The organism is Lactobacillus kimbladii (genome assembly GCF_014323605.1).
GTDB classification, from domain to species: Bacteria; Bacillota; Bacilli; order Lactobacillales; family Lactobacillaceae; genus Lactobacillus; species Lactobacillus kimbladii_B.
This window is the reverse complement of record NZ_SCMB01000001.1, coordinates 137,255-161,519: the sequence shown is the minus strand read 5'-3', so window position 1 is coordinate 161,519 and position 24,265 is coordinate 137,255. Positions and strand designations below refer to the sequence as shown.

The following is a 24,265-nucleotide window of genomic DNA, read 5'->3' as shown; positions in this document are numbered from 1 at the left end:
ATCAAATTTTTGATTAACACCTTTTATTTTCATGTCTTATTTTTAGCTTTTTGTGTTTCTTCTATGTTCACTTATTATATATTGTGCTTCAAATTTGGTTTTTATTAGTATGATTAATTTAAATTAAAAAGGTTGGTGTTAATTATGCTAATAGAAACTCAGGAATTAACTAAAAAATTTGGTAAAAAAATTGCAGTGAATAAAGCAAATATTCAAATTAAAGAGGGACAGCTTGTTGCTTATTTAGGAACAAATGGTGCGGGTAAATCTACCACGATTAATATGCTAACCGGATTATTAAAGCCTACTTCAGGTGTCATTTCATATGCGGCAGATTTGAAAATAGGCTTAGTTTTTCAGAATAGCATTTTAGATAACGAGTTAACAGTTAAAGATAATCTTTATTTAAGAGCAAAGATGTACCCCAAATTTTCACAGGAATGGCTTGAACAATTAATTGACTTAATCGGCATTAAAAACTTTTTAAAGCAAAAGTTTGGCACTTTATCAGGTGGTCAAAAAAGAAGGGTAGATATAGCCCGTGCGTTGATAAGTAAACCGAATTTACTGTTTCTAGACGAACCAACTACAGGGCTTGATATTCAAACGAGAAATGCTATTTGGGAATTGTTAACCAAACTGCAACAACAACAAGAACTCACTATTTTTTTGACAACGCATTATTTAGAAGAAGCTGAAAATGCTGATCAAATGTATATTCTTGAAAATGGTCAAATCTTAGCCAGTGGTTCTGCGGCAACGATCAAGAATGAATTTGCTCCTAATAAATTAATACTTACTGTTGATAACATTCAGGCCTTGAACACTAATCAAAAAGTTATTCGGCTTAATCGTAAGCAAGTTGAAATTGATGCTCTATCGGCTCAAGAAACCGTTGAATTATTAAAAAACAATCAGGAAAATATCGCTGACTTTACTTATTCTAAAGGAACTATCAATGATGCATTTTTGCAGATAACTGGGAAGGAGATACAATAAATGGTTGCTTTATTTCGCAGAAATTTAAAAATCTATTTTTCTAACATTACTGGTGTAATTATGTCATGCCTCGGTGCACTGATATCTTTCTTTATTTATATTGGCTTTTTGCAAAACAATCTAGAAAAAAGTTGGCAAAATTTACCACATGTTACTAAAATATTAGATTTGTGGATGATAGCCGGTATTGTTGCAGTTTCTGGTATTACTACGGCTTTTCAAGCTCTTGGCCAGCAAGTTACTGATCAAGAAACTCATGCTGTTGCCGATTTTCAACTGACGGGTTTATCACAATTCAAACAGAATCTTGCATATGTTTTGAGCGGGGTAGTAGTTAGCTTTCTTATGCAAATAATTACATTTATTGTGATGGCTGCGTATTTTGCACTGGTAGATAAAGTAAGAATTCCGCAAGAAGCATACCTACCTGGGCTTGTATTTATTTTCATGGGTGCAATTGCAGCGACTTTACTCGATGAGATAATTGTGCTGTTCATGCATTCCAGTACTACTTTTAGCCGATTTTCTACTGTTTTAGGTGCCGCTGCCGGTTTCGCGGTTGCGACTTATTTACCATATGGTATATTGGTTTCTGGAGCACAAAATTTGGTAAAATTAGTACCAAGTAGTTATGAGGCAGCTGCTCTAAGAGGCTTTTTACTTAAACCGACATTAGCTACTCTCCCCACTAATGTAAAACGGCATTTAATTAATTATTTAGGGATACAGTTCAAAATTAATAGTAACAGGCTAAATAATATGCTTGTTTTGCTATTAATGATTGCAATACTAATTTTAGTGATTATTATGCTTTCGCTTATCACTGATAGAAGGCGCAATAAGTAAAGTGAAGATTGAATTTAAGACAGATTCTGCTTTAAACAAAGAAGACATTGAAGTTGAAATTAAGGCAGCTCAAAAAAGTGAAGTAGTTGATAATTTAATAGATTATTTGCATAAATTCGGCGAAAAGAAATATCATCTTTTACCAATTAAGGTAGAAGACCGCATAGTCACAATTAAACCTACTGAGATTATTAAAGTAGAAATCCAAACAACAGATATCACATTTTATACTACTAAAGACATAATAAAAACCACTGGTCGCTTATATCAGGTACTTGAAAAATTGGGTGATGGGTTTATTCAGGTTTCTAAACATGGCATTATCAATATTAATTTTCTGGAATCGATAGAAGTAGGCTTTGAAGGAAATATGATCGCACTTTTAAAAAATAATTTAAAAGCTGACGTTTCCAGATTATATTTGCCGGCATTAAAAAAAGAATTGGGGCTATAAAAATGAGGAAATTAAGTAATTTCATTAACTATTTCTTTACCGGTGTGGGCTTTGGTGCAGCTACTTATTTGATCATACTGACTTTTGCTTCTCCTAGTATTCCTACCCGTTTAGGTGTTATTTCTGTTTTTATTATTTCAGGGTTAATAGGAATTTTATCAATGATTTTTGCAATGGATGTACCAACTGCTATTGCCTTTAGTGTTCATATCATAGGCACATTTTTGCTGGTGTTATTAATGTGCTGGATAAATAAGTGGCCGATTAATTTTTGGTTGGTTGGTGTCTTTGTCTTAGTTTATATCGTTATTTGGCTGATCGTTATTCTGTCGCAAGTACACACGGTGAATAAAATCAATTCTAGAATTAAAAAAAGAAATTCTAAAAAATAAATAATTTTGAAATATATAAAAGCCTTGGAATAGAAAAAAACTCCAAGGCTATATTTTTTATCTCTATAAAAGTCTTTAATACAGTTTTTAATACTTGAATTAAGTTCGATTTTTCTTTTGCACATAAACATAAACCGGCCAGCCACTAAGGGTCAGTAAAATACCTGTAAGTGACAAAAGTGGCTGGGTTAACGTTGTGGTAACAACAATGAATAAAGCACCACAAATTCCTAGAATCGGCGGAATGGGATACCAGGGAGTTTTATACGGTCGTAAAAGATCTGGTTGTTTTTTACGTAAGATAAGGACACCTAAAAATAATAATATTGAAAAAATCCAGGAAACATAAACCAGCATGTTGGTTAATGAATCAAATGTACCAGAAAAAATCATAATGGTTGCAATTACGCATTCAAAAATCATGCTGTTGGTAGGCACAATAGTTTTAGAATTTAATTTGCTGAAAAAGTTTGCAGCTGGCAATTTCTTTTCTTTGCCTAAAACATAAGGCATTCTGGATCCCAAAAGAAGGTGGCCATTAATGGCACCAAACACTGAAACTAAAATACCTGTAGCAACCAAAGTACCCCCCACACTACCAAATAATTTTTTGGCGGTAAGTAGAGCTGTTGTCTGATTACCTACAACTTTTGACCAGGGAATAACTCTAACGTAACTCCAATTAAGAAGAGTGTAAATGATCGTTACTCCAAAAAGTCCCCAAATAATAGCTTGGGCTAAAGTTTTTGCGGGATTTTTGATTTCACTTGCTAAGTTGCCGATACTTAACCAACCATCATAAGCAAAAAGCACAGCTAAAAGAGCTTGTCCGAAGGCCATAGCTCCCGAAGCAGATGCTATTTTAGGCGCTGGGGCACCTGCTAGCTGATTAGGTCCACTATAAAACAAAGCAAAGATTATTATTGCAGCAATCGGCAATAGTTTGATAACTAAAGTTATTTTTTGTACCTGACCACTCAATTTTGATCCGATCCAATTGATCAAAAGAATTGCCAGCATCACGATTAGAGCAATCACTGTAGTAGATAAGTCTTTAAAATGCGGTATTTCTTTTAGTTGGGTCGCAAATACGATTGAAAGTGCAGCGATATTTGCCGGATAATAGACGATTATTAGCGACCAGCCAAACAAAAAGGCAACTTTGGGACCATATATTTCTTCCAGATATCTGACGGGTCCACCATCTTTGGGATATATTGACGCTAACTCAGCTATGCTTAATCCTGCCATTAGAGTAATGAAACCGGCAAATGGCCACACTATGATACTTAGCCAGGCATTGTGAGTTAAAGCTGAAATGTTAGCAATTTTGAAAAAAGCACCGCCACCAATCATGGTGCCCATGACAGTGGCTAGAGCGGCGAAAAAGTTTAGTTGTCTTTTCATATTTTTACCTTACTTAAATTGAATGATAAAAGTAATTATATGCTTTGATAGACAAAATTAAAAGATGATGATTTGAAAATTAAAAAAACTTTTTCTGAAAGCGTTACGCAGTATTTGCTAATTTATATTTACATAACCCATTTGATCGGGTAAAATAAACATGACTATCGGATAGTTATTACTAATGATTATTAAGTAAGCTAAACCTGTTTGTCACACAATTTAAATCATCAATTTGGTTCTTGTGTGCAAGCAGGTTTTTATTTTTTATTGAAAGGAGGAGAATTGAGTGTTTATTAAGCGTGGGATCAACAATAATGTTTCTTTTGTAGTCGACGACAAAGGTAAAGAATTAATTGTTACAGGAAGAGGAATAGCTTTCGGAAAACATGTTGGCGATGAAGTTGATGAAAGCAAAATAGAATATTATTTTCCAGTATTACCTCAAGAGATCTCCTCAGCTATGGCAAAATTGTTGGTTAATATACCAATTGAATATTATGCAATTGCTAATGACATAGTTGACAAGGCAAAATCAAAGTTAAAACAGGAGTTAAATCAAAGTCTAATCGTAGCTTTAACTGATCATATTTACAGAGCAGTTGAGCAGGCTAAAAAGGGCATAAAAATTTCGAATCCATTGATTTTAGATATAAAAAGGATTTACCCTCAAGAGTTTGAAGTTGGTCTTTTTGGCATCAAATTAATTCGTAATATGACTGGTTGCATTTTGGCTGAAGACGAAGCAGCCACAATTGCTTTACATGTAGTGAACAGTGAGTTGGAAAATAAGGGAGATTTTAACGGTTATCGTGTAGTTGAGATAGTTCATTGGGTTACGAATTACGTTTTTGATTATTTTAAGATCGATTTTGCTGAGAAAGCAGATCCACTGTATTATCAGCGCTTTGATACTCATGTTCGTTTTTTTGCTCAAAGAATTTTAGATAATGATTATAAAGAAAATGACGTTAATTCTTCTCTGCTAGTTGTTTTCTCTGATAAACAATATCAAAGGGAAAAAGATTGTGTGAAAAGTCTCAGTGATGACTTTGCTCAAAAATTTGGCATCACCATTTATCAGGAAGAACGCGCCTATTTAGTACTTCATATTCACAATATGTTGAAAAACATAATCTCAAAGGAGAAATAAAATGGGAAAATATACCTCATTGAGTAAATTTATAGTAAAAAACATCGGTGGAAAGGACAATGTTGTCTCATTAATTCATTGTTTTACCCGATTGCGTTTTGTTTTAAAAGATGAAAGCAAGGCGAATACCGAAGCCCTTAAAGGAAACGAAGAAATAGTTGACGTGATCCAGGCTAACGGGCAATATCAAATAGTGATTGGCATGCACGTAGAATCAGTTTTTGACGAGATTAACAGCCTCTACCACTTTAGCGGAGGAGAAACTGTAGCAGACGAAGAGGCCCTGAAAGAAGATACGAAACTAATTGATAAAAAACAGTCCTTATGGGATAAAGCAGTAGACCTTTTATCTGGTATCTTTGTGCCGATCTTGGGCGTTTTATGTGCAAGCGGTATGGTTAAGGGACTACTGGCAATTTTGACTACAGCGGGTGTCTTAAAGAATACAGATGGCACATATATTATATTGTATGCTATTGGAGATGCATTATTTTATTTCTTCCCAGTATTTTTAGCGGTTACTGCTGGTAAAAAATTTCATGTTGATCAAATGACCTCGCTTGTTATTGGTACGGCAATTATTTATCCTACTTTGATACAGGCAATGTCAGGAAAAGCTGCAGCAACAGTTTTGTCGGGTACGATATTTCAAACTAAGGCTTATTTAACTTTCTTACATATACCTGTTTTGTTAAATAACTATACTTCGACTGTCATTCCTATTATCCTTGCAGTTTGGGCAGCATCTTATGTCCAACGTTTTGCTAAAAAAATCAGTCCGGCATCCGTGGCAAATTTTCTTGTACCATTAATAACCATATTGGTGATTGTGCCACTAACTTTATTAGTAGTTGGTCCAGTATCAATTTGGTTGTCAGATATTATTGCTTGGATTGTAAAAGAGTTATATAAACTTAGTCCAATCTTATTAGGTGCCTTTATTGGAGGAATGTGGCAAATATTAGTAATCTTTGGCGTGCACAATGCCATTATCCCAATAGTACTGAACAATTTAGCCACACAAAAATTTGATGTTATTTTTGCCGCCAATATAGCCTGTCCTTTTACTCAGCTTGCAGCGCTTTGTGCACTGGCTTTGATCCTTAAAGATACTAAGCAGAAGCGCAATACTATTGCTTCAATTTTTCCAGCAATTTTTGGGATTACTGAGCCGGCAATTTATGGTGTTACTTTGCCACTGAAAAAACCATTTTTCATTAGTTGTATTTCTTCAGCTATTGGTGGTATTTTAGCAATGTTAATGGGAGTTAAATTTTATCAAATGGGTGGACAAGGTATATTCGCTTTCCCTTGCTTCCTTTCTCCTAATGCTACTAATTTTTCCGATATTATTAGTGCAGTGATAGTAGTATTAATTTCCATGGCAATTTCATTTTGCTTAACCCTCATTTTTTGCAAACCAAAAAAGCAAACAAATAATATTTAAGAAAAGGAGCATTGCAAATGACCGAAATAAATTTAAAGGGCAATCCATTCTACTTGAAAGATGAGCAGATTGATAATATTGAACTGCTCATGTCTAAGATGACAGTCAGAGAAAAAGTGGGCCAATTATTTTGCTTATTGGGCAATTATTCAACCGAACAAGAAATAAAAGAGGTTATTGAGAACTATCGGCCTGGTGGCATGATGTTTCGTCCGCAAAAGAGTTCTAGCATTCAGGCCTTGCAGCGTTATATTCAGGAAGTTTCCCCAATACCGCTCTTGCTTGGAGCCAACCTTGAATCTGGTGGAGACGGCATAGGTACTGATGGGACATTTTACGGCAGGCAAATTGAAGTAGCGGCTTCTAATGATAAAAAGAATGCATACCGCTTAGGATTAATTTCTGCTCGTGAAGGCGCCGCTGTGGGATGTAATTGGTCATTTGCTCCAGTAGTAGATTTTAATAAAAATTTTGCTAACCCGATCATAAACGTTAGAACATACGGTGATAATCCTGATACTGTCATATCAATGGCCCAGGAATATATGAAAGCATGCCAAAGTTCAGGTATGGCAGTCGCAATTAAGCATTTCCCAGGAGACGGCGTTGATGACCGCGACCAGCATCTTCTGACATCAGTTAACTCACTAAGCGTTTCTGATTGGGATAAAACATATGGCAGGATCTACCAGGCAATGATTGATAATGGAGCACTGACGTTAATGGCCGGTCACATTTATCAACCTGCTTATACCAGATACTTTAATCCAGATGTGAAAGATGAAGATATTTATCCTGGTTCTCTATCATACGAATTGCTTCATGATTTATTAAGAGAGAAACTAGGATTTAATGGTTTGATTTCAAGTGATGCTACTAACATGGCCGGTTTTAGTTCACAAGGAAAAAGAGCAGAGCTGTTGCCTCAAGCAATTAATGCTGGTTGTGACATGCTTTTATTTACCAGAGACTTGGAAGAAGATTTTAATTTTGTACTTGATGCAGTGAACGAGGGCGTAATATCAACAGACAGATTGAATGATGCTGTTACTAGAGTATTAGCTACAAAAGAAGCATTGCACTTATTTTTAAAGCAAAGAAATAATACTTTGGTTCCTGAAAAAGAGGCTTTAAAAGTTTTAAAATGTCCAGAACATGTTAAATGGGCTAAAGAATTAGCAGATGAGTCAATTACTTTAGTTAAAGATAAGCAAGATGTTCTACCTTTAACATTGCAGAAAAACAAGAAGATTCTGGTTTTCGTTATAGGTGATGTTGTCAGTGCTAGTGGCAAACCTCCTGTTTCAAGTATTTTTATTACAAGACTAAAAGATGAAGGATTTAATGTAACTGTGTTTGATCCTGAAAATGAAGATTTAAAGAATTTAATGGTTAATGGATCAGTCAGAGAACTAAAAGCCAGGTTTGATACTGTAATATATTTTGCTAATGTTAAAACAGCCAGCAATCAAACAACCGTCAGGTTAAATTGGCTTAAGCCAATGGGCTATAACGTTCCTTGGTTTGTACATGAAATCCCTACTATTTTTATTTCAATCGCTAATCCATATCACTTGCAGGATGTTCCAATGGTAAAAACTTATATCAATGCTTATACCGCAAATGAATATGTTCCAGCAATTTTAGTAGATAAGTTGCTAGGCAAATCTCCATTTAAAGGTAAGAGTCCAGTTAATGCATTCTGCACTTATTGGGATACACATATCTAGGGAGGGAAATATGCTTAATTTTTTCAAGAGAAATGAAACTATTTATTCCCCATGTTCAGGTCTTTTTAAAACAATTGCTGAAGTTAATGATGAATTGTTTGCCTCTAAAAAAATGGGTGATGGTTTTGCGGTAGTTCCTGCGGATACGGAGATTTATTCTCCAATTACGGGAGTTATAACTATGTTGGCTCCAAGCAAACATGCTATTGGCATTGAAAGTAAAAATGGAACAGAAATAATGATACACATGGGCATTGACACCGTTGAGCTTAACGGAACCCCTTTTACCATTAAAGTAAAGAAGGGTGATAAGGTCAAAAGAGGTCAGTTACTTGCTAATTTCGATTTAAAGCGGACAAAAGAGGCGGGCAAGGAGACCGACGTAATTGTGATTATTTTGAATAATAAGAATATTGATTTTGACCAAACTAATATGGGTCAGGTTAATTCACAAACAGTGATTGGATCTTTGCCTAAATAGATATTTTAGGAGATATACATTAATAAAATTAATAACACATTTGAGGGTAATTTCAAATGTGTTATTATTTTTGGTAGAAATAAGTTATTTGAAAGTTAAGCTAATTAAGAGGTTTTAAAGTTTAAATGAATAAAGTTACAGTTATTGGCAGTATTAATTTAGATACTAATTTGCGCGTTAAACAAATGGCCAGACCAGGTGAAACTGTTCATGCGTCAGAACATTATTCAGCCGCGGGTGGAAAAGGCGCAAATCAGGCGGTGGCTGCGGCAAGATCAGGATGTGAAGTTAGCTTTATTGGTGGTGTAGGTGACGATGCACCGGGAAAAGAAATGCTGGGCTTACTCAAAAGTGAAGGCATTAATACCCAGGGTATTATCACAGCTAAAAAAGAATCAACTGGACAAGCATTTATTACAGTAGATGATAGTGGTCAGAATTCAATTACTATTTATGCTGGTGCAAATTATGCTTTTGGCCCGGCTGAAGTTGTGCAGAATCAGGATTTGATTAAAGATTCTGATTTTCTTATCGCACAGTTTGAAACCCCACTTGCTGCAACAATTAAAGGGTTCGAAATTGCTCATGAGGCAGGGGTAAAAACAATTTTGAATCCAGCTCCTGGAATGGCTGAAATCCCTGCTGATTTGTTAAAGCTTACTGATATCATTACTCCAAATGAAACAGAAGCTGAAACTATCACTGGGATTAAGGTGACTGATGAAAAAACTGCGCAAATGGCTGCTGCCAAGCTACATGATCAGGGCGTAAAAACGGTCATTATTACAATCGGTGCTAAAGGAGCATTTTACGACTATCAAAATCAAAGAGAGCTGGTTCCGGCTTTTAAAGTCAAGGCTGTTGATACTACAGCAGCCGGAGATACTTTTATTGGTGCAATGACAAGTTTATTGCGGCCAGATTTTTCTAACTTAAGAGACGCAGTTCTTTTTGCTAATAAAGCTTCATCAATTACTGTGCAAAAATATGGTGCTCAACCTTCAATACCTTATGCAAAAGATATCAAACTTGGTAACTAATGTCTGATTTTGAATTTTAGTTTCAGAAATTAAGAATGCTTTATTTAATGTTTTTAGAGTATTTTTTGCTGTCTTATCTTAGTATAATGATGATGTATTCAAAAAGTTTGTTGAAATATTTTAACAGGTTTAAAAAGAAAGGCACTTATTATGACAACAAAAATAGGTATTATTGGTGATGGTCACGTTGGTTGTACCGTTGCCCATGAATTGATTATTTCAGATTTAGTGGATGATTTGGTAATGATCGATGTAAATGAGGGTAAGGTAAACGCTGATGCCATTGATTTTGAAGATGCAATGGCCAACCTGCCATATCATACCAACATCATTGTTAATGATTACGAAGCATTGAAAGATGCTGACATTGTGATTAGTACATTAGGGAAAATATCATTAGAAACAAAGGGTGATCGGTTCCAAGAACTTGAATATAATAAAAAGCAATTAAGTCCGATTACAGAATCTATCAAAAATAGTGGCTTTAACGGTATTCTGATTGTTATTTCCAACCCAGTAGATGCAATAACCAGTCTTTATCAGCAATTAACTGGTTTACCCAAAGAACATGTTTTGGGCACTGGTACTTTACTTGATACAGCAAGAATGAAAAAAGTTGTTGCTAAAAAGTTTAATGTTGATCCTCGTTCTGTGAGTGGTTTTGCATTGGGTGAACATGGCGATACTCAGTTTACAGCCTGGTCAACAGTAAAAGTATTTGAACAGCCATTAACTGAATTGGCTAAAAATGAATCATGGCAGCCAAGTGACTTAGAAGATGAAATCAAATTTGGTGGTCAAAATGTGTTTATGGGCAAGCATTACACTAATTATGGGGTTTCGGCTGCTGCGGTGAGAATAGTGCGGGCCGTTTTAACAGATTCACGGACAGAATTACCAGTATCAAGTTACCAAGAAAAGTATGGTACTTACATGTCTTATCCTGCAATTGTTGGTCGAAAAGGCATAGTTCACAAAATTAATTTACAGCTAACTCCAGCTGAAGAAAAATTGTTGGAAAAATCTGCTGCAGCAATTAAAGAAAAGTCACAGTCTTAAGAAGATTAAATAAATAGACCAAACGCGTTTAATCAAGCGCGTTTTTTATTAGCCCAAAGATAGAAAATGAGAGTAATATTAAGCAAAGTTATTGACAAAAAGTAAGTAAAAGCATAGCATAAGAAGCACTGATAGATGTTTTAGAAAGAAGTGCAGTTAATGAAACAAATGCAAAGACTGGAAAAGAAATGTATTTCATTAGATCATTTGCAAAATATTTGTTTCTTTTAGTATTCGCACTCAAATTTAAAACAATAAGTATTTAGGACCTGCGAATAAAGTATCCGCAGGCCTTTTGTTTTGTTAGAACTACTGTGACAAATAATGAGACTTCTGAGTCCATTTAAGTACTGCAGGGGGAGGTTAAAAATGAGCTGGCAAATTATTAATCAAAGTTTGCCTATTTTTGCAAAAGCTTTTCAACTGACTATCTGGTTGTCTGCTGTTGGCATAATTTTTTCTATTGTAGTGGGAGTTTTCTGCAGTTTAATCCAATATTTTAAAGTACCAATTTTGAGTCAACTAATAACAGCTTATGTAGAGTTAGCAAGAAATACACCTTTATTAATTCAATTGTTTTTCCTATACTATGCTTTTCCAGTTATTGGACTAAAAATGTCAGCCCAAACTTGCGGCATTATTGGTCTGGTATTTCTTGGTGGAGCATATATGGCTGAAGGTTTTACAGGAGGTTTTGCTGGGGTCAGTGCCACTCAGATTGATGATGGTAAAGCTTTAGGGATGAATAATCTGCAATTGGCCCGTTATGTTGTCTTTCCGCAAGGCTTTGCGCTAAGTATGCCTGCCTTAACAGCAAACATTATATTCCTGATTAAAGAGACTTCCATTTTTTCAGTAATTGCTATTCCTGAATTAACCAATACAGCTCTGGACCTAATTGGAATGTATTACCGGACAAATGAGTATTTGCTAATTTTGGTGATTGCCTACGCAATTATTTTAATTCCAATTATTTTACTTTTAAATTATTTAGAAAGGAAGGTACGTTATGGCACATTCGGCGATTAATGTTTTCTTTAGCGGCAACAACTTTAGCAGAATTTTACAAGGCTTGTGGACTTCTGTTTGGATTGCAGGTGTTAGTTTGGTTATTGGTCTTGTTTTAGGTACATTCCTAGGCGTATTGCGCACCTTACCCAATAAAATAATTCGGTTTATTTTGCGGCTATATCTGGAATTTTTCAGGATAGTTCCCACGATCGTACTATTATTTTTGTTCTACTATATTTTACCGCGCAGTTTTCACATCAATTGGCCTGCCAGTTGGATGGCAGTTTTGGCCTTTGCCCTATGGGTTGCTGCTGAGTTTAGTGATATCGTTCGTGGAGCAATAGAATCAGTTCCTATTGCTCAAAAAGAATCAGGCTTAGCTTTGGGCTTAAGCAAAGTGCAGCTTTTTCGCTACGTTTTATTGCCCCAAGCCGTGCAGCTTGAGTTACCGGCAACTATTAATCTGGCTACAAGAGTAATTAAAACTACCTCTTTATTAATGATGATCAGTATTATGGATGTCATCGCGATTGGACAACAGATTATTGAAGCTAATAACCAAAAATATCCGACAGTTGTATTTTGGATTTACGGTTTGATTTTCTTTTTATATTTCTTAATAGATTATCCGTTATCAGTATGGTCTAAACGGCTAGCAGCAAGGCAGGACAGGTGAGATAAATGACAAAAGAAGTTTTACGCGTTGAACATCTAAACAAGTTTTATGGTGATTGGCAAGCTTTACATGATATTAGTTTTACTCTGCATCAAGGTGAAGTTTTGACATTATTAGGTCCTTCCGGTTCTGGTAAAAGTACTTTAATTAGGTGCTTAAACGGCTTGGAAGATTTTAAAAGTGGCTCGCTCTATTTTAAAGGACAAAAGATTGAAACCGATGCGAAAAATTGGCAGGCTTTACGTCAAAAAATAGGCATGGTTTTTCAAAGTTATGATTTGTTTCCTAACTTTACCGTGCTTGAAAATGTTTTGCTGGCACCGGTAAAAGTACAAAAAAGATCTGAGGAAGAAGTCAAAAAAGAGGCTCTGCAACTGTTAAAACGCGTAGGATTGGAAAAATACGTTGATTCTTATCCTCGTGAATTGTCTGGTGGACAAAAACAAAGAATTGCAATCGTCAGAGCGTTGGCAATGCACCCCGAAGTAATGCTGTTTGATGAGGTTACCGCTTCTCTTGATCCAGAAATGGTTCGAGGTGTTTTACAGATTATGACTGATTTATCACGTGTTGATCATATGACAATGATTATCGTAACTCACGAAATGAACTTTGCACGCCAAATAGCAGATCAGGTTTTATTTCTAGAAGAGGGCAAAATTTTGGAAAATACACCTGGTAAAGAGTTTTTTGAACATCCCCAAACAGATCGTGCTCGTGATTTCTTGACTAGTATGGACTTTTAAGGAGTAAATAATGAAGAAAAATAAAAGCAGAAATATTATTATTGGTGTTTTAGTAGTTTTAATTATTGCAGTTGCCGCATTTTTTGGTATCAAGTCATCAAAAAATAATAGCAGTAATGCCAATGAAAGCAGCGTGAGTGCGATTAAAAAGCGGGACGTTTTACGAGTTGCCGTATTTGGTGATTTGCCTCCTTATGGTTGGGTTGATAATCATGGCAACCGTGTTGGTTATGATGTCCTTCTTGCACGTCAAATGGCTAAGGATTTGGGTGTTAAAGTGAAATTTACCCAGGTTAATGCGAATAATCGCGTAGATACTCTTAATTCAAATAAAGCCGATATTGTTTTAGCTAACTTCACAGAAACACCTGAGCGTAAACAAGTTGTTGATTTTGCTAAGGCATACATGAAGGTATCAGTTGGAGTTATTTCTCCTAAGAATGCACCAATTACAAGCACTTCTCAGCTAAAGGGTAAAAACTTGATTGTCAACAAGGGCACAACCGCAGAAAATTACTTTACCAAAAAGGGCGGTGTAGACTTATTGAAATTTGACTCCAAAACGCAGCAATTCAACGCTTTTAAAAACAAACGTGCTGCTGCTTTAGCTGATGATAATTCATATCTTTATGCTTGGGTAAAGAAGAATCCTAATTACACTGTTGGAATTAAAAATATTGGCCCTAATCAATTCATTTCTCCTGCGGTTAAAAAGGGTAACAAGTCTCTTTTAAATTGGACGAATAAAGAAATTACTAAATTGGCAAATAAAAAATTCTTTACTACTGATTACAATAAAGAACTCAAACCATACTTTGGCAAAGAAGTTAAGCCGAGCGACATTGTTTTAAATTGATGCAGCTGCTATAATAAATAAGTCTTGAATTTTGCCTTTAAAGATGATAAGGTATTAAACGTTAATCGATTAATCTATGACTTGAAATAGGAGTCATGGCAAAGGAGTAATAAATATGAAACAAGATATTCATCCAGATTACCAACAAGTAGTCTTTATGGATTCAGCAACTGGTGCTAAGTTTGTTGCTGGCTCAACATTAAAGCCAAAAGAAACAGTGGATTATGAAGGTAAAACTTACCCACTAGTTCGGGTTGAAATTACTTCAGATTCTCACCCATTTTACACTGGCAAGCAAAAGTTTGCTCAGGCCGATGGTCGAATCGAAAAGTTCAACAAGAAGTATGGCATGAACAACAAGTAATATCTTCAATCTGGTGGAAGGCAGTCCCATTGGGGCTGCTTTTTTATGTAAAGCATAATTGTTATACTACTTAAATAAGGAGTATAATTAGTACTTTAGCAAAAAACTCTTTTCGGCTAGGAGATAAAAAGATGAAAATGCAACTGGCAGAGATAGCCAAAGCAATAAATTCAAAGTGTGAAGGCAATGACCAGACCGTTATTACTTCTGTTGCCTTTGATTCTAGAAAAATCGCTGCAGGCGGCTTATTTGTACCGCTAAAGGGCGATAGAGACGGTCATGATTATATCAATAGTGCAATTAGCAATGGGGCAAGTGCTACATTGTGGCAAAAGGGCCACCCTAATAAACCTGATAGTATCGCAGTTTTAGAAGTTGATGATCCGTTAACTAGCATGCAGCAACTGGCACAGTACTACTTGAATAAGGTTAATCCCACTGTTGTTGGTATTACTGGATCAAATGGTAAAACTACTACTAAAGATATGACGGCAGCTGTTTTAGCGAAGAGATTTAATGTTCATAAAACTGATGCCAACTTTAATAATGAAATTGGCGTTCCCATGACTATTTTAGACATGAAACCAAATACAGAAATTTTGGTTTTAGAAATGGGTATGGATCATGCTGGACAACTGCATCAACTAAGTGAATTGACCCATCCGGACGTTACAGTTATTACGATGATTGGCGAAGCTCACATTGAATTTTTAGGTTCACGTGCAGCAATTGCCGATGCTAAAATGGAAATTACCGACTTTTTACGTGAAGATGGCGAACTAATATATAACGGGGATGAACCACTTTTGCGTGAAAGGGCAGCTAAAATAGTTCAAAATAAAGTTACCTTTGGTTTTGCCAAAAATGATACAGTCTATGCGACAGGCTATCGTAGCTACAAGCATCATGCGACTTTTACGATTAATAACTCTGATCATAAATTTACTATTCCGATGATTGGCAAACACAATGTTTCTAACGCACTTTCTGCTCTTTGTGTTGGCAGGCATTTTGGTGAAAGTGATGAAGAAATAGCTACTGCTTTGGAAAAATTTACTCCGACAGCTGACAGAATGGAATGGGAAAAAGGCGACGTTGGAGAAGACATCATGAGTGATGTCTATAATTCCAATCCGACTGCTGTACGTGCTGTAATTACCAGTTTTGGTCAAATTCAGGTACCTGCAGGTAGTCGGCGAATCGCTGTTCTGGGTGATATGTTAGAATTAGGGCACAGGTCAGCTGATCTTCATGCAGGTCTAGCAGATTGTCTTGATCCCCAAGTGATTAATGAAGTTTATTTATATGGTACAGAAATGGCGCATTTGGCAGCTGCGCTTAAGGAAAGTTATCAGCCTAAAAACTTGCATTATTACCCACAAGATCAGATGCAACGATTGATTGCAGATTTAAAAAATGATATTAAGCCGAACGACATTGTTGTTTTGAAAGGCTCCCACGGGATGCACCTGGAAAAAGTAGTAGAACGGCTTAGATAAGGAGAATTTAGTGAAATTTTCAGAATTAGGATTAAAAGATGAGCTTTTAAAAGCGATTAAGCGTTCAGGCTTCGAAGAAGCAACACCGATTCAGGAACAGACAATTCCTCTAGCCTTAGCAGGCAAGGATGTAATTGGACAAGCTCAAACCGGTACTGGTAAGACTGCAGCGTTTGCGCTTCCTATCTTACAAAATTTAGATAAACATAATAAGGTTATTCAAGCATTGATTATTGAGCCTACACGTGAGCTTGCTATTCAAACTCAAGAAGAACTTTTCAGGCTGGGGCGCGATGAAAATGCTCGTGTACAGGTTGTATATGGCGGTGCTGATATTGGTCGGCAAATTCGTTCCCTTAAGAACCATGTGCCTGCAATTTTAGTAGGTACACCGGGACGTTTACTTGATCATTTAAAACGCAAGACTATTAATTTAGAAAATGTTAATACCATTGTTTTAGATGAAGCTGATGAAATGTTAGACATGGGTTTCATCCAAGACATTGAAAGTATTTTGAGTTACGTTAAGAACCGTAAACAGACCTTGTTATTTAGTGCCACAATGCCAAAACCAATTTTGAACATTAGTGAAAAATTCATGAACAATCCTGAAATTGTGCGCATTAAGACTAAAGAATTAACTGCTGACTTAATTGACCAGTATTTTGTGCGTGCTAAAGATTCAGAAAAATTTGACATCATGTGTCGCTTGATTGATGTTGAAAGTCCTGATTTGGCAGTGGTTTTTGTCAGAACTAAACGGCGCGTTGACGAGGTTACCAGGGGCTTACAGGCACGTGGTTATAATGCCGCAGGGATTCATGGCGATTTATCACAGGCGCGTAGAATTACTGTGTTAAAAAGATTCCGTGCCGGAAAATTGGATATTTTAGTGGCGACTGATGTAGCTGCACGTGGTCTGGATATTTCCGGTGTAACACATGTATACAATTACGATATACCACAAGATCCAGATTCTTATGTTCACCGTATTGGTCGTACAGGCCGTGCTGGTCAAAATGGCAGTTCCATAACTTTTGTTACGCCAAATGAAATTGGCTATATGAGGACAATTGAGCAGTTAACTAAGAAGAAGATGACGCCATTACGTCCACCATCTGATGATCAGGCTTTGCGTGGTCAACTTAAGGTTGCTAAGTCTAAGATTGAAGATCTAATGAAAGAGGATTTAACAAAATATACTGATGACGCAAATGAATTGTTGGAAAATTATTCAGCTGTCGATTTGGTGTCCGCCTTTTTGAAGAACTTGTCTAAGGACTCTTCGAATGTAGAGGTTAAAATTAGCTCTGAAAAACCTCTTCCTTATAAAGGTAGCGGTCGCGGTGGTCGTGGCCGTTATAGTCGCGGTAAAAGCAGTCGTGGTGGCTATCGCGGTGACCGCAGTCGCGGGCGTGGCAATTACCGTGGAGGGCATTCACGCCGTTCTGGTAATGGCAAAAACTTCGTTATTAAAAATAAAAAAGGTTAACGTTTTTACTAAAAAAGAGTTGTGGCAATTTACAACTCTTTTTTAGTATTATATTTTTGATATTAAGAGGAAAACAAAATGATCGTTGGAGTCGGTATTGATGCTGTTGAAGTTGGACGTGTAGAAAAAATTATTGCTAAAGGAGATAATTTTGCTCGTAAAGTATTAACTCCTAAGGAGTTTGAGCAGTACCAAAAACTCTCAGGCAGACGTAAAGCCGAATATTTGGGAGGTCGCTTTTCTATCAAGGAATCCTTTGTCAAAGCTATTGGAACAGGTTTCGGCAAAGGTATAGGCTTGCAAGATATAGAAACATTGTGGGATGAATTAGGGCACCCCATAACAACATCGACTAAGTTTAACGGCAAGATTTTCCCCAGTATTACTCATGATAGACATGAAATAGTTACATTAATTGTTTTGGAGAAATAAAATGGTTCCTGGAATTCATAGACCTGCAGCGGTATATGTTGATTTAGCTGCAATCAGACAGAATATAAAAGAAGAAATTAAACATTTAAGACCTGAACAAAAGTTGTTTGCTGTAGTTAAAGCAAATGCCTATGGTCATGGGGCAGTACGAATAGCTCGAGAAGCAGTCAAAGTCGGAGTCAGCGGGTTTTGCGTTGCTATTTTAGATGAAGCCTTAGAACTAAGACAAGCTGGGATAGTCCAGCCAATTTTAGTTTTGGGGGTGACTCCTGAAAAGTACGCTTCGCTAGCAGCTGTCAATGGTATTTCTTTGGCAGTTCCTGATTTAAAATGGCTGCAAGAAGCTGAACCAGAACTAAGTCAGAACCATCTGCAATTAAAAATACATCTGGCGGTCGATTCTGGCATGGGACGCATTGGCTTTAGCGAGGATGAAGAATTTATTGCTGCAAACGATTTTTTATTGAATAATCCGAATTTTAACGTTGAAGGGATGTTCACACATTTTGCTTCTGCAGACAGCAGCGATGATTCATACTTTCAGAGCCAAGTTGACCGATTTGATCATTTTAAAAGTTTGTTGAAATTAAAGCCAAGATGGATTCACGTTGATAACACTGCAGCCAGTGTGTTTGATAAGAAAGTTCACAGTGATTTGGTGCGTTTTGGTATTGGTATTTATGGCTTAAATCCTTCATCAAATCCGACAAGTCCTGATTTAAAGACCGTAATCAAATTAAAACCGGCACTGTCCTTCGTTAGTGAGCTGGTGCAGGTTCATACCATTCATAAGGGACAGGGAGTGGGTTATGGATCTACATACATTGCTGATAAGGATCAAATTATTGGTACAGTACCAGTTGGATATGCTGATGGCTTTATTCGTAAATTTCAAGGCTTCAAAATTAAGGTGGGTTCTGAGTATTGTCCCATAGTTGGTCGAGTGTGCATGGATCAACTGATGGTGCAATTGCCTTATGAAATGCCTGTGGGAACAAAAGTAGTTTTGATTTCAAATGACCCAGATGCACCAAACAGTATCAAAAAAGCAGCAGATTATGTTGACACTATTCATTATGAAGTTGCCTGTTTACTGGATGATCGTTTGCCGCGGAAATACTATAATTAATGATAGGCAAGCAAAAAGCACATCAAGCTGATGTGCTTTTTATAATGATGATATTTAATTGTTATCTTCTTGATTGATATAAACACCAGGATTTTCATCGCTCATCAGTGTCATTCCAGCTTGAAGATCCTCAATTTCAGCAACTACATAACTTTTACGTTCAAGCCGCCTAACAATTTCTTTTAAGGTATCTTCAGTAAGTCCTGCCGGTAATGTAAACAAGATACGTCTCACAGCATTGTTTGTTTCACCAGCTGTAGATGCGTCAAGACTCATTACACCAGCTATGGCACAAAACTTACTGATGATTTTAGTCATCTTTGCCAGATTTCCTTGTGAATCATCAGTTAAAACAGTAAGTACGTAGGACCCTGTTTTTATGTTCCAAGCCTCTGATAACATACCAAGTAATTTCGAGTGAGTTAGAATGCCATAAAATTTATTTTCTTCATCTAAAACCGAAATGTAAGGTAAATCCTTAATTGTGAAGAAAACTTTAAAAAATGGTGAATTAACCTTGATAGTTTTCGTAGCATTTTTTAATAAATACGTAACTGGCAGGCTCATGTCCTTACCTTGAGATTTATGGCGGTAAATGTGCATTTTATAAATATTACCGCGGAAAATAGTGCCGGTATCATCTAAAATCGGTACACATCTAAACCCAGAATCCTCCAGAATTTTTAATGCTTCTTCAAGCGTAGCGTGTTCGTTAACTGTAGTTAAATAATCTTTTTTTCTAACTAAAGATTTGATAAGCATGAAACTGCCTCCGTTGTAAAAATAATCCCAACAATTATATCATAAACAAATCAGGGATTAAATAAATATGAAAGGAAAATAACTATTCAGATAGATTTTAGCACTTGCGGTACAATTTAAAAAGCTAAATTAGTTAATGAAATCAAAGTGTAATAGTCTTTGAAAAAATTAAATCTGTTGATTGTGCTATCATTATTACGATAAAAAATAAGGGGAAATTAGATGAAAATTATAGCAGGACTAGGCAATCCAGGTAAAAAATATGATGGAACAAAACATAACACCGGTTTTATGGCCTTAGACCATTATTTACAAGAAAATAACTTAAGCATTGAAAGAGAAAAGTTCGAAGGAAAGTATACGAAGCAAAAGATCGCTGGCGCTGATGTTATCTTGCTGGAACCACAAACTTTTATGAATGATTCAGGAAGATCTGTTGCGCAATTTGCCCGCTTTTTTAAAGTAGATCCACAGGATATTTTGATTATTCATGATGATATGGACATGCCTTTAGGGAAAATCCGCATCCGTGCAAATGGCAAATCTGGGGGTCATAATGGTATTAAAAGTATTATACGTGATCTGGGCACTAACGACTTTAACAGGCTGAAAATTGGTATTAGACATCCAAATAATGTTACAGAAGCCAGCGTCGTTTCATGGGTTTTATCACAATTTAATACTGAGCAAAAAAAGTTGATGGATGAAGCTTTTATGACTGCAAGTAAAGTTATAGCTGACTTTATTGCTGGAAAAAGCTCACAGTATTTAATGAACAAATATAATTAAAGATGCGTTTAACAAATATTATAGAAAAAGATCATGATCTGATAAATTTTATTTCCAATATTAGCAAAGTAAAAAATTCTTTAATCACCGGAGCAAATGCCGGTGCTTTTGACCTGCTCTTATGCCAAATAGTAAAGACTTTGAGTAAGCCGTTAATTTTGCTGGAGGAAAACGAAAATAAAGCGCAAAAAATTTACAGTGAATTAGATGCTCTTATGCCTGAGGAGAGTGTACAAATTTTTCCGATTGACGCATCAATTGCAACTCAAACTGCTGTCACTTCACCTGACGAATTAAGCAGCCGCATTCAAGCACTTAATTTTTTACTAAGTCAAAAACCGGGCATTGTTGTTGCTACGCCACAAGCATTGCAATACAAGTTGTCTGCTCCGGAAAAATATGAGGCAGCAAGACGCAAATTCGCTCCAGAGAATGAATATGACCTGGCTGAACTGACCAGCTGGCTTATGCAAGTGGGGTTTCAACGCGAAAATCTGGTCGCTAAACCAGGAGAGTTTGCGTTAAGAGGAGACATTTTAGACATTTATCCTCTTGATAGAGAAAATCCAGTTAGAGTTGAATTTTTTGGTGACGAAATTGATACCATTAAGGAATTTGATCTAGCTAGTCAACGTAGTCAAAAACAAATTGACCAATTAGTTGTAACTGCCGCCCAAGATCGAGTTTTTTCAGCTAATAATTTTAAACAAGCAGCAAAAAAGATAAGAAAAGCTATAGCAGATTCTCCTGCACCTGAAAAAGATGTTAATAATCATTTTGCAGAATCCCTAGATGATTTGGAGAATGGGTCTTTACCGCAAAATTACGCTTTTTTGGCAGATTTTTTAATAGCTGAACCTAAAAATTTATTAGATTATTTGTCAGATTCAGGAGTAGTAATGCTGGATGACTGGCCTTTAATTGAGCAGTCTGTTAAGTCTGTCGATGAACAAAACGCAGGTTTCATTGACGATGAATTGAAAACTGGAGCAATGATCCCGGGACAAGAATTGCGCAGTGACTTTCATAAAAATTGGTCACAAGACAAACATAATCATATTTATTTTTCATTATTTCAGCGCAGTATCGGCCGTATAAAACTAGGACAGTTATTTGATTGGCAGACTAGAGAGCCTCAGCAATTTTTCAGCCAAATGCCTTTGATCAAGTCTGAAATAGAGTCATATCAGAAAAAAAGTCAGACAGTTATTTTACAGGCCGATAACAACAAAAGGGCTAAACAAATTAGTCAAACAATGGCTGAGTTCGGCATGGATGTCCCTGTTGTACAGTCAAACGACTTAATGGAAAATCAAACTCAAATTTGCGTTGGCGGTTTTGCCAGTGGCTTTAGTTTGCCTAATAATAATCTAGTTTATTTAACTGAGCGAGAACTTTTTAATAAGGTATCTCACCATAGTCGACGAATTAAAACTATGGAGAATGCTCAAAGATTGCGGAGTTACACTGAACTAAAGCCAGGAGATTATGTTGTTCATGTTAATCACGGAATTGGACGCTTTGAAGGAATAAAAACGTTAGAAAACAATGGTGTAAAAAGAGATTATATTACCATTACTTACCAGCATGGTGATCAGTTATTTGTTCCAGCAGATCAGCTAAAACTGGTGCAAAAGTATGTTTCTTCAGAGGGCAAGAGGCCACACGTCAATAAACTTGGTGGTAGTGAGTGGGCCAAGACAAAAAGCAGGGTACAATCTAAAGTTGAAGATATAGCCGATGAACTAATTGATTTGTATGCAAAAAGAGAATCAGAAAAGGGGTTTGCTTTTTCAAAGGACGATGACCTGCAGCGACAATTTGAAGATGCTTTTCCTTATGTTGAAACGCCTGATCAGCTGCGCTCAATTAAAGAAATTAAGCACGACATGGAGCAGGAAAAACCGATGGATCGTTTGCTTGTGGGGGATGTAGGCTTTGGAAAAACAGAAGTTGCTTTAAGAGCAGCGTTTAAGGCAATAGAAGATAACAAGCAAGTGGCTTTTTTAGTACCTACAACAATCTTGGCGCAACAGCATTATGAAACGATTCAGGACAGGTTTAAAAATTTTCCCGTTAATTATGCTGTACTTTCCCGTTTTCAAACCCCTACTGAAGCTAAAAAGATAACGGAAGACTTGAAAGAAGGCAAGATTGACTTAGTGGTAGGTACGCACCGTTTGCTTTCAAAAGATGTAAAATTCAAAGATTTAGGCTTGCTCATTGTTGATGAAGAACAAAGATTTGGCGTGAAGCATAAAGAAAGGCTAAAAGAACTGAAAGCAAATATTGATGTTTTAACCTTGACTGCAACACCAATTCCACGGACTTTGCACATGTCAATGATTGGCGTACGAGACTTGTCAGTCATGGAAACCCCACCATCTAATCGTTATCCTATTCAAACCTACGTGATGGAACAAATACCGAGTGTAATTAAGGAAGCTTGTATGAGGGAAATTGCGCGCGGTGGTCAAGTTTTTTACCTGCATAACCATATCGGTGACATCGATGACGTAGTAACAGAATTAGAGAATCTAATGCCAAGTGCTAGAATTGTTAGTGTCCACGGCCGTATGAGCAAAAATCAAATGGAAGATATTCTGTATCGGTTTTTAAACAGAGAATTTGATATTTTAGTTACCACAACAATCATCGAAACTGGTATTGATATGCCTAATGTCAATACTATGTTGATTGAAAATGCAGATCACTATGGTTTAAGTCAGCTGTATCAATTACGTGGCAGAATCGGACGCAGTGCTCGTTTAGCATATGCTTATTTTTTATACCAACCTAATAAAGTTTTAACTGAGGTCGGTGAAAAAAGGTTGGATGCTATTCGCGATTTTACTGAACTGGGTTCTGGTTTTAAAATTGCCATGCGAGATTTATCAATCCGTGGAGCTGGCAATATGTTGGGAGCACAGCAGCATGGCTTTATTGACAGCGTAGGTTACGATTTGTATTCTCAAATGCTGTCTGATGCAATTAAAAACCGTAAAAGTAAAAAGAAAGTCAAAAAGAGTAATGCTGAAATCAATTTAGGACTCGAAGCATATATTCCTGATGACTACATTAGCGACCAGGAGGAAAAAATAGAGTTTTATAAAAAGATCAAAACGGCTGGTACAGATGATATTGAACAAATTCAAGATGAATTAATTGATCGTTTTGGCAATTATCCTGAGCCGGTAGAAAATCTGCTAGCTGTTTCACAGCTAAAGGCTGAAGCAGATTTGGCTCAAGCACGCAACATTACTAAAGTTAATGATCATGAAGTAAAAGTTGAGTTTGCTAAAGAAGCATCTAGTGAATTGCAGGGACCAAATATTTTCAAAGCTCTAGAACATGTATCATATAAGGTTAAAATCAGTCTCTCTCCAGTTAAGAGAATAGTTGTATTGCTGGAATTACCCGAAAACATAAATCACCGGCAACTATTTGCTAATTTAGTAACATTTATGTCAGCAGTCAGTGATATCATACAAAAATAAGGAG

Annotated in this window: 23 protein-coding genes; 21 read left to right on the top strand and 2 right to left on the bottom strand. The window is 36.3% G+C overall.

Annotation, left to right across the window (positions count from 1 at the left end):
- Window positions 1–144: 144 nt before the first annotated feature.
- The 4 genes from ERK18_RS00915 to ERK18_RS00900 are packed head-to-tail and all read left to right on the top strand — an operon-like array spanning window position 145 to window position 2,691.
- On the top strand, window positions 145–999 hold the full coding sequence (locus ERK18_RS00915) for an ABC transporter ATP-binding protein (RefSeq protein WP_187153897.1): 855 nt from the start codon (window positions 145–147) through the stop codon (window positions 997–999).
- Entirely contained in the window at window positions 1,000–1,845 is an 846-nt protein-coding gene (locus tag ERK18_RS00910) for an ABC transporter permease (RefSeq protein WP_187153896.1), read from the top strand.
- A gap of 1 nt (window position 1,846) precedes the next feature.
- A complete protein-coding gene (locus ERK18_RS00905) occupies window positions 1,847–2,299 on the top strand; it encodes a LytTR family DNA-binding domain-containing protein (protein WP_122052792.1) in 453 nt (150 codons plus the stop codon).
- Window positions 2,300–2,301: 2 nt separating this feature from the next.
- Window positions 2,302–2,691 carry a DUF3021 family protein gene (locus ERK18_RS00900; protein ID WP_187153895.1) on the top strand — a complete coding sequence of 130 codons (390 nt, stop codon included), beginning with the start codon at window positions 2,302–2,304 and terminating at the stop codon, window positions 2,689–2,691.
- Window positions 2,692–2,790: 99 nt separating this feature from the next.
- On the opposite strand, the gene ERK18_RS00895 is transcribed toward ERK18_RS00900, so the two are convergent.
- On the bottom strand, window positions 2,791–4,098 hold the full coding sequence (locus ERK18_RS00895) for an APC family permease (protein ID WP_187153894.1): 1,308 nt from the start codon (window positions 4,096–4,098) through the stop codon (window positions 2,791–2,793).
- 289 nt (window positions 4,099–4,387) lie between these two features.
- On the opposite strand from ERK18_RS00895, the gene ERK18_RS00890 reads away from it, so the two are divergent.
- From ERK18_RS00890 to alr, 15 genes are all read left to right on the top strand, one after another.
- Complete coding sequence (locus tag ERK18_RS00890; protein WP_187153893.1) at window positions 4,388–5,251, top strand: PRD domain-containing protein; 864 nt, start codon at window positions 4,388–4,390, stop codon at window positions 5,249–5,251.
- Window position 5,252: 1 nt separating this feature from the next.
- On the top strand, window positions 5,253–6,698 hold the full coding sequence (locus ERK18_RS00885; protein ID WP_187153892.1) for a PTS transporter subunit EIIC: 1,446 nt from the start codon (window positions 5,253–5,255) through the stop codon (window positions 6,696–6,698).
- 17 nt (window positions 6,699–6,715) lie between these two features.
- Window positions 6,716–8,428, top strand: coding sequence for a glycoside hydrolase family 3 protein (locus ERK18_RS00880; RefSeq protein WP_187153891.1), 1,713 nt, complete (start codon window positions 6,716–6,718; stop codon window positions 8,426–8,428).
- Between the two features lie 10 nt (window positions 8,429–8,438).
- Complete coding sequence (locus ERK18_RS00875; protein ID WP_187153890.1) at window positions 8,439–8,909, top strand: PTS sugar transporter subunit IIA; 471 nt, start codon at window positions 8,439–8,441, stop codon at window positions 8,907–8,909.
- Between the two features lie 125 nt (window positions 8,910–9,034).
- Complete coding sequence (gene rbsK, locus ERK18_RS00870) at window positions 9,035–9,949, top strand: ribokinase (RefSeq protein ID WP_187153889.1); 915 nt, start codon at window positions 9,035–9,037, stop codon at window positions 9,947–9,949.
- A gap of 150 nt (window positions 9,950–10,099) precedes the next feature.
- Complete coding sequence (locus ERK18_RS00865; RefSeq protein WP_187153888.1) at window positions 10,100–11,008, top strand: L-lactate dehydrogenase; 909 nt, start codon at window positions 10,100–10,102, stop codon at window positions 11,006–11,008.
- 369 nt (window positions 11,009–11,377) lie between these two features.
- Window positions 11,378–12,037 (top strand): amino acid ABC transporter permease, encoded by a 660-nt coding sequence (locus ERK18_RS00860; protein ID WP_187153887.1) that lies wholly within the window; start codon window positions 11,378–11,380, stop codon window positions 12,035–12,037.
- Window positions 12,018–12,695, top strand: a complete 678-nt coding sequence (locus tag ERK18_RS00855) for an amino acid ABC transporter permease (RefSeq protein WP_187153886.1) — start codon at window positions 12,018–12,020, stop codon at window positions 12,693–12,695. The genes ERK18_RS00860 and ERK18_RS00855 overlap by 20 nt, the downstream gene beginning before the upstream one ends.
- Window positions 12,696–12,700: 5 nt before the next feature.
- The gene (locus tag ERK18_RS00850; protein WP_034981449.1) at window positions 12,701–13,441 is read left to right on the top strand and encodes an amino acid ABC transporter ATP-binding protein; all 741 of its coding nucleotides are present in this window, start codon (window positions 12,701–12,703) and stop codon (window positions 13,439–13,441) included.
- Window positions 13,442–13,451: 10 nt separating this feature from the next.
- Window positions 13,452–14,297 (top strand): transporter substrate-binding domain-containing protein, encoded by an 846-nt coding sequence (locus ERK18_RS00845; RefSeq protein ID WP_187153885.1) that lies wholly within the window; start codon window positions 13,452–13,454, stop codon window positions 14,295–14,297.
- Between the two features lie 115 nt (window positions 14,298–14,412).
- Window positions 14,413–14,661 carry a type B 50S ribosomal protein L31 gene (locus tag ERK18_RS00840; RefSeq protein WP_034981446.1) on the top strand — a complete coding sequence of 83 codons (249 nt, stop codon included), beginning with the start codon at window positions 14,413–14,415 and terminating at the stop codon, window positions 14,659–14,661.
- Window positions 14,662–14,792: 131 nt separating this feature from the next.
- Complete coding sequence (locus ERK18_RS00835; RefSeq protein WP_187153884.1) at window positions 14,793–16,160, top strand: UDP-N-acetylmuramoyl-tripeptide--D-alanyl-D-alanine ligase; 1,368 nt, start codon at window positions 14,793–14,795, stop codon at window positions 16,158–16,160.
- 10 nt (window positions 16,161–16,170) lie between these two features.
- A complete protein-coding gene (locus ERK18_RS00830) occupies window positions 16,171–17,652 on the top strand; it encodes a DEAD/DEAH box helicase (protein ID WP_187153883.1) in 1,482 nt (493 codons plus the stop codon).
- Window positions 17,653–17,730: 78 nt separating this feature from the next.
- Window positions 17,731–18,084, top strand: a complete 354-nt coding sequence (gene acpS, locus ERK18_RS00825) for a holo-ACP synthase (protein WP_187153882.1) — start codon at window positions 17,731–17,733, stop codon at window positions 18,082–18,084.
- A gap of 1 nt (window position 18,085) precedes the next feature.
- Complete coding sequence (alr, locus tag ERK18_RS00820; protein ID WP_187153881.1) at window positions 18,086–19,213, top strand: alanine racemase; 1,128 nt, start codon at window positions 18,086–18,088, stop codon at window positions 19,211–19,213.
- A 54-nt stretch (window positions 19,214–19,267) separates the two neighbouring features.
- Here the strand turns inward: alr and cbpA are convergent, their stop codons facing one another.
- Window positions 19,268–19,975 (bottom strand): cyclic di-AMP binding protein CbpA, encoded by a 708-nt coding sequence (gene cbpA, locus ERK18_RS00815; protein ID WP_034981438.1) that lies wholly within the window; start codon window positions 19,973–19,975, stop codon window positions 19,268–19,270.
- A 222-nt stretch (window positions 19,976–20,197) separates the two neighbouring features.
- Here cbpA and pth point away from each other — a divergent pair, with 222 nt between their 5' ends.
- The gene (gene pth / locus ERK18_RS00810) at window positions 20,198–20,764 is read left to right on the top strand and encodes an aminoacyl-tRNA hydrolase (protein ID WP_187153880.1); all 567 of its coding nucleotides are present in this window, start codon (window positions 20,198–20,200) and stop codon (window positions 20,762–20,764) included.
- A 2-nt stretch (window positions 20,765–20,766) separates the two neighbouring features.
- The gene (gene mfd / locus ERK18_RS00805) at window positions 20,767–24,261 is read left to right on the top strand and encodes a transcription-repair coupling factor (protein WP_187153879.1); all 3,495 of its coding nucleotides are present in this window, start codon (window positions 20,767–20,769) and stop codon (window positions 24,259–24,261) included.
- Window positions 24,262–24,265 lie beyond the last annotated feature (4 nt).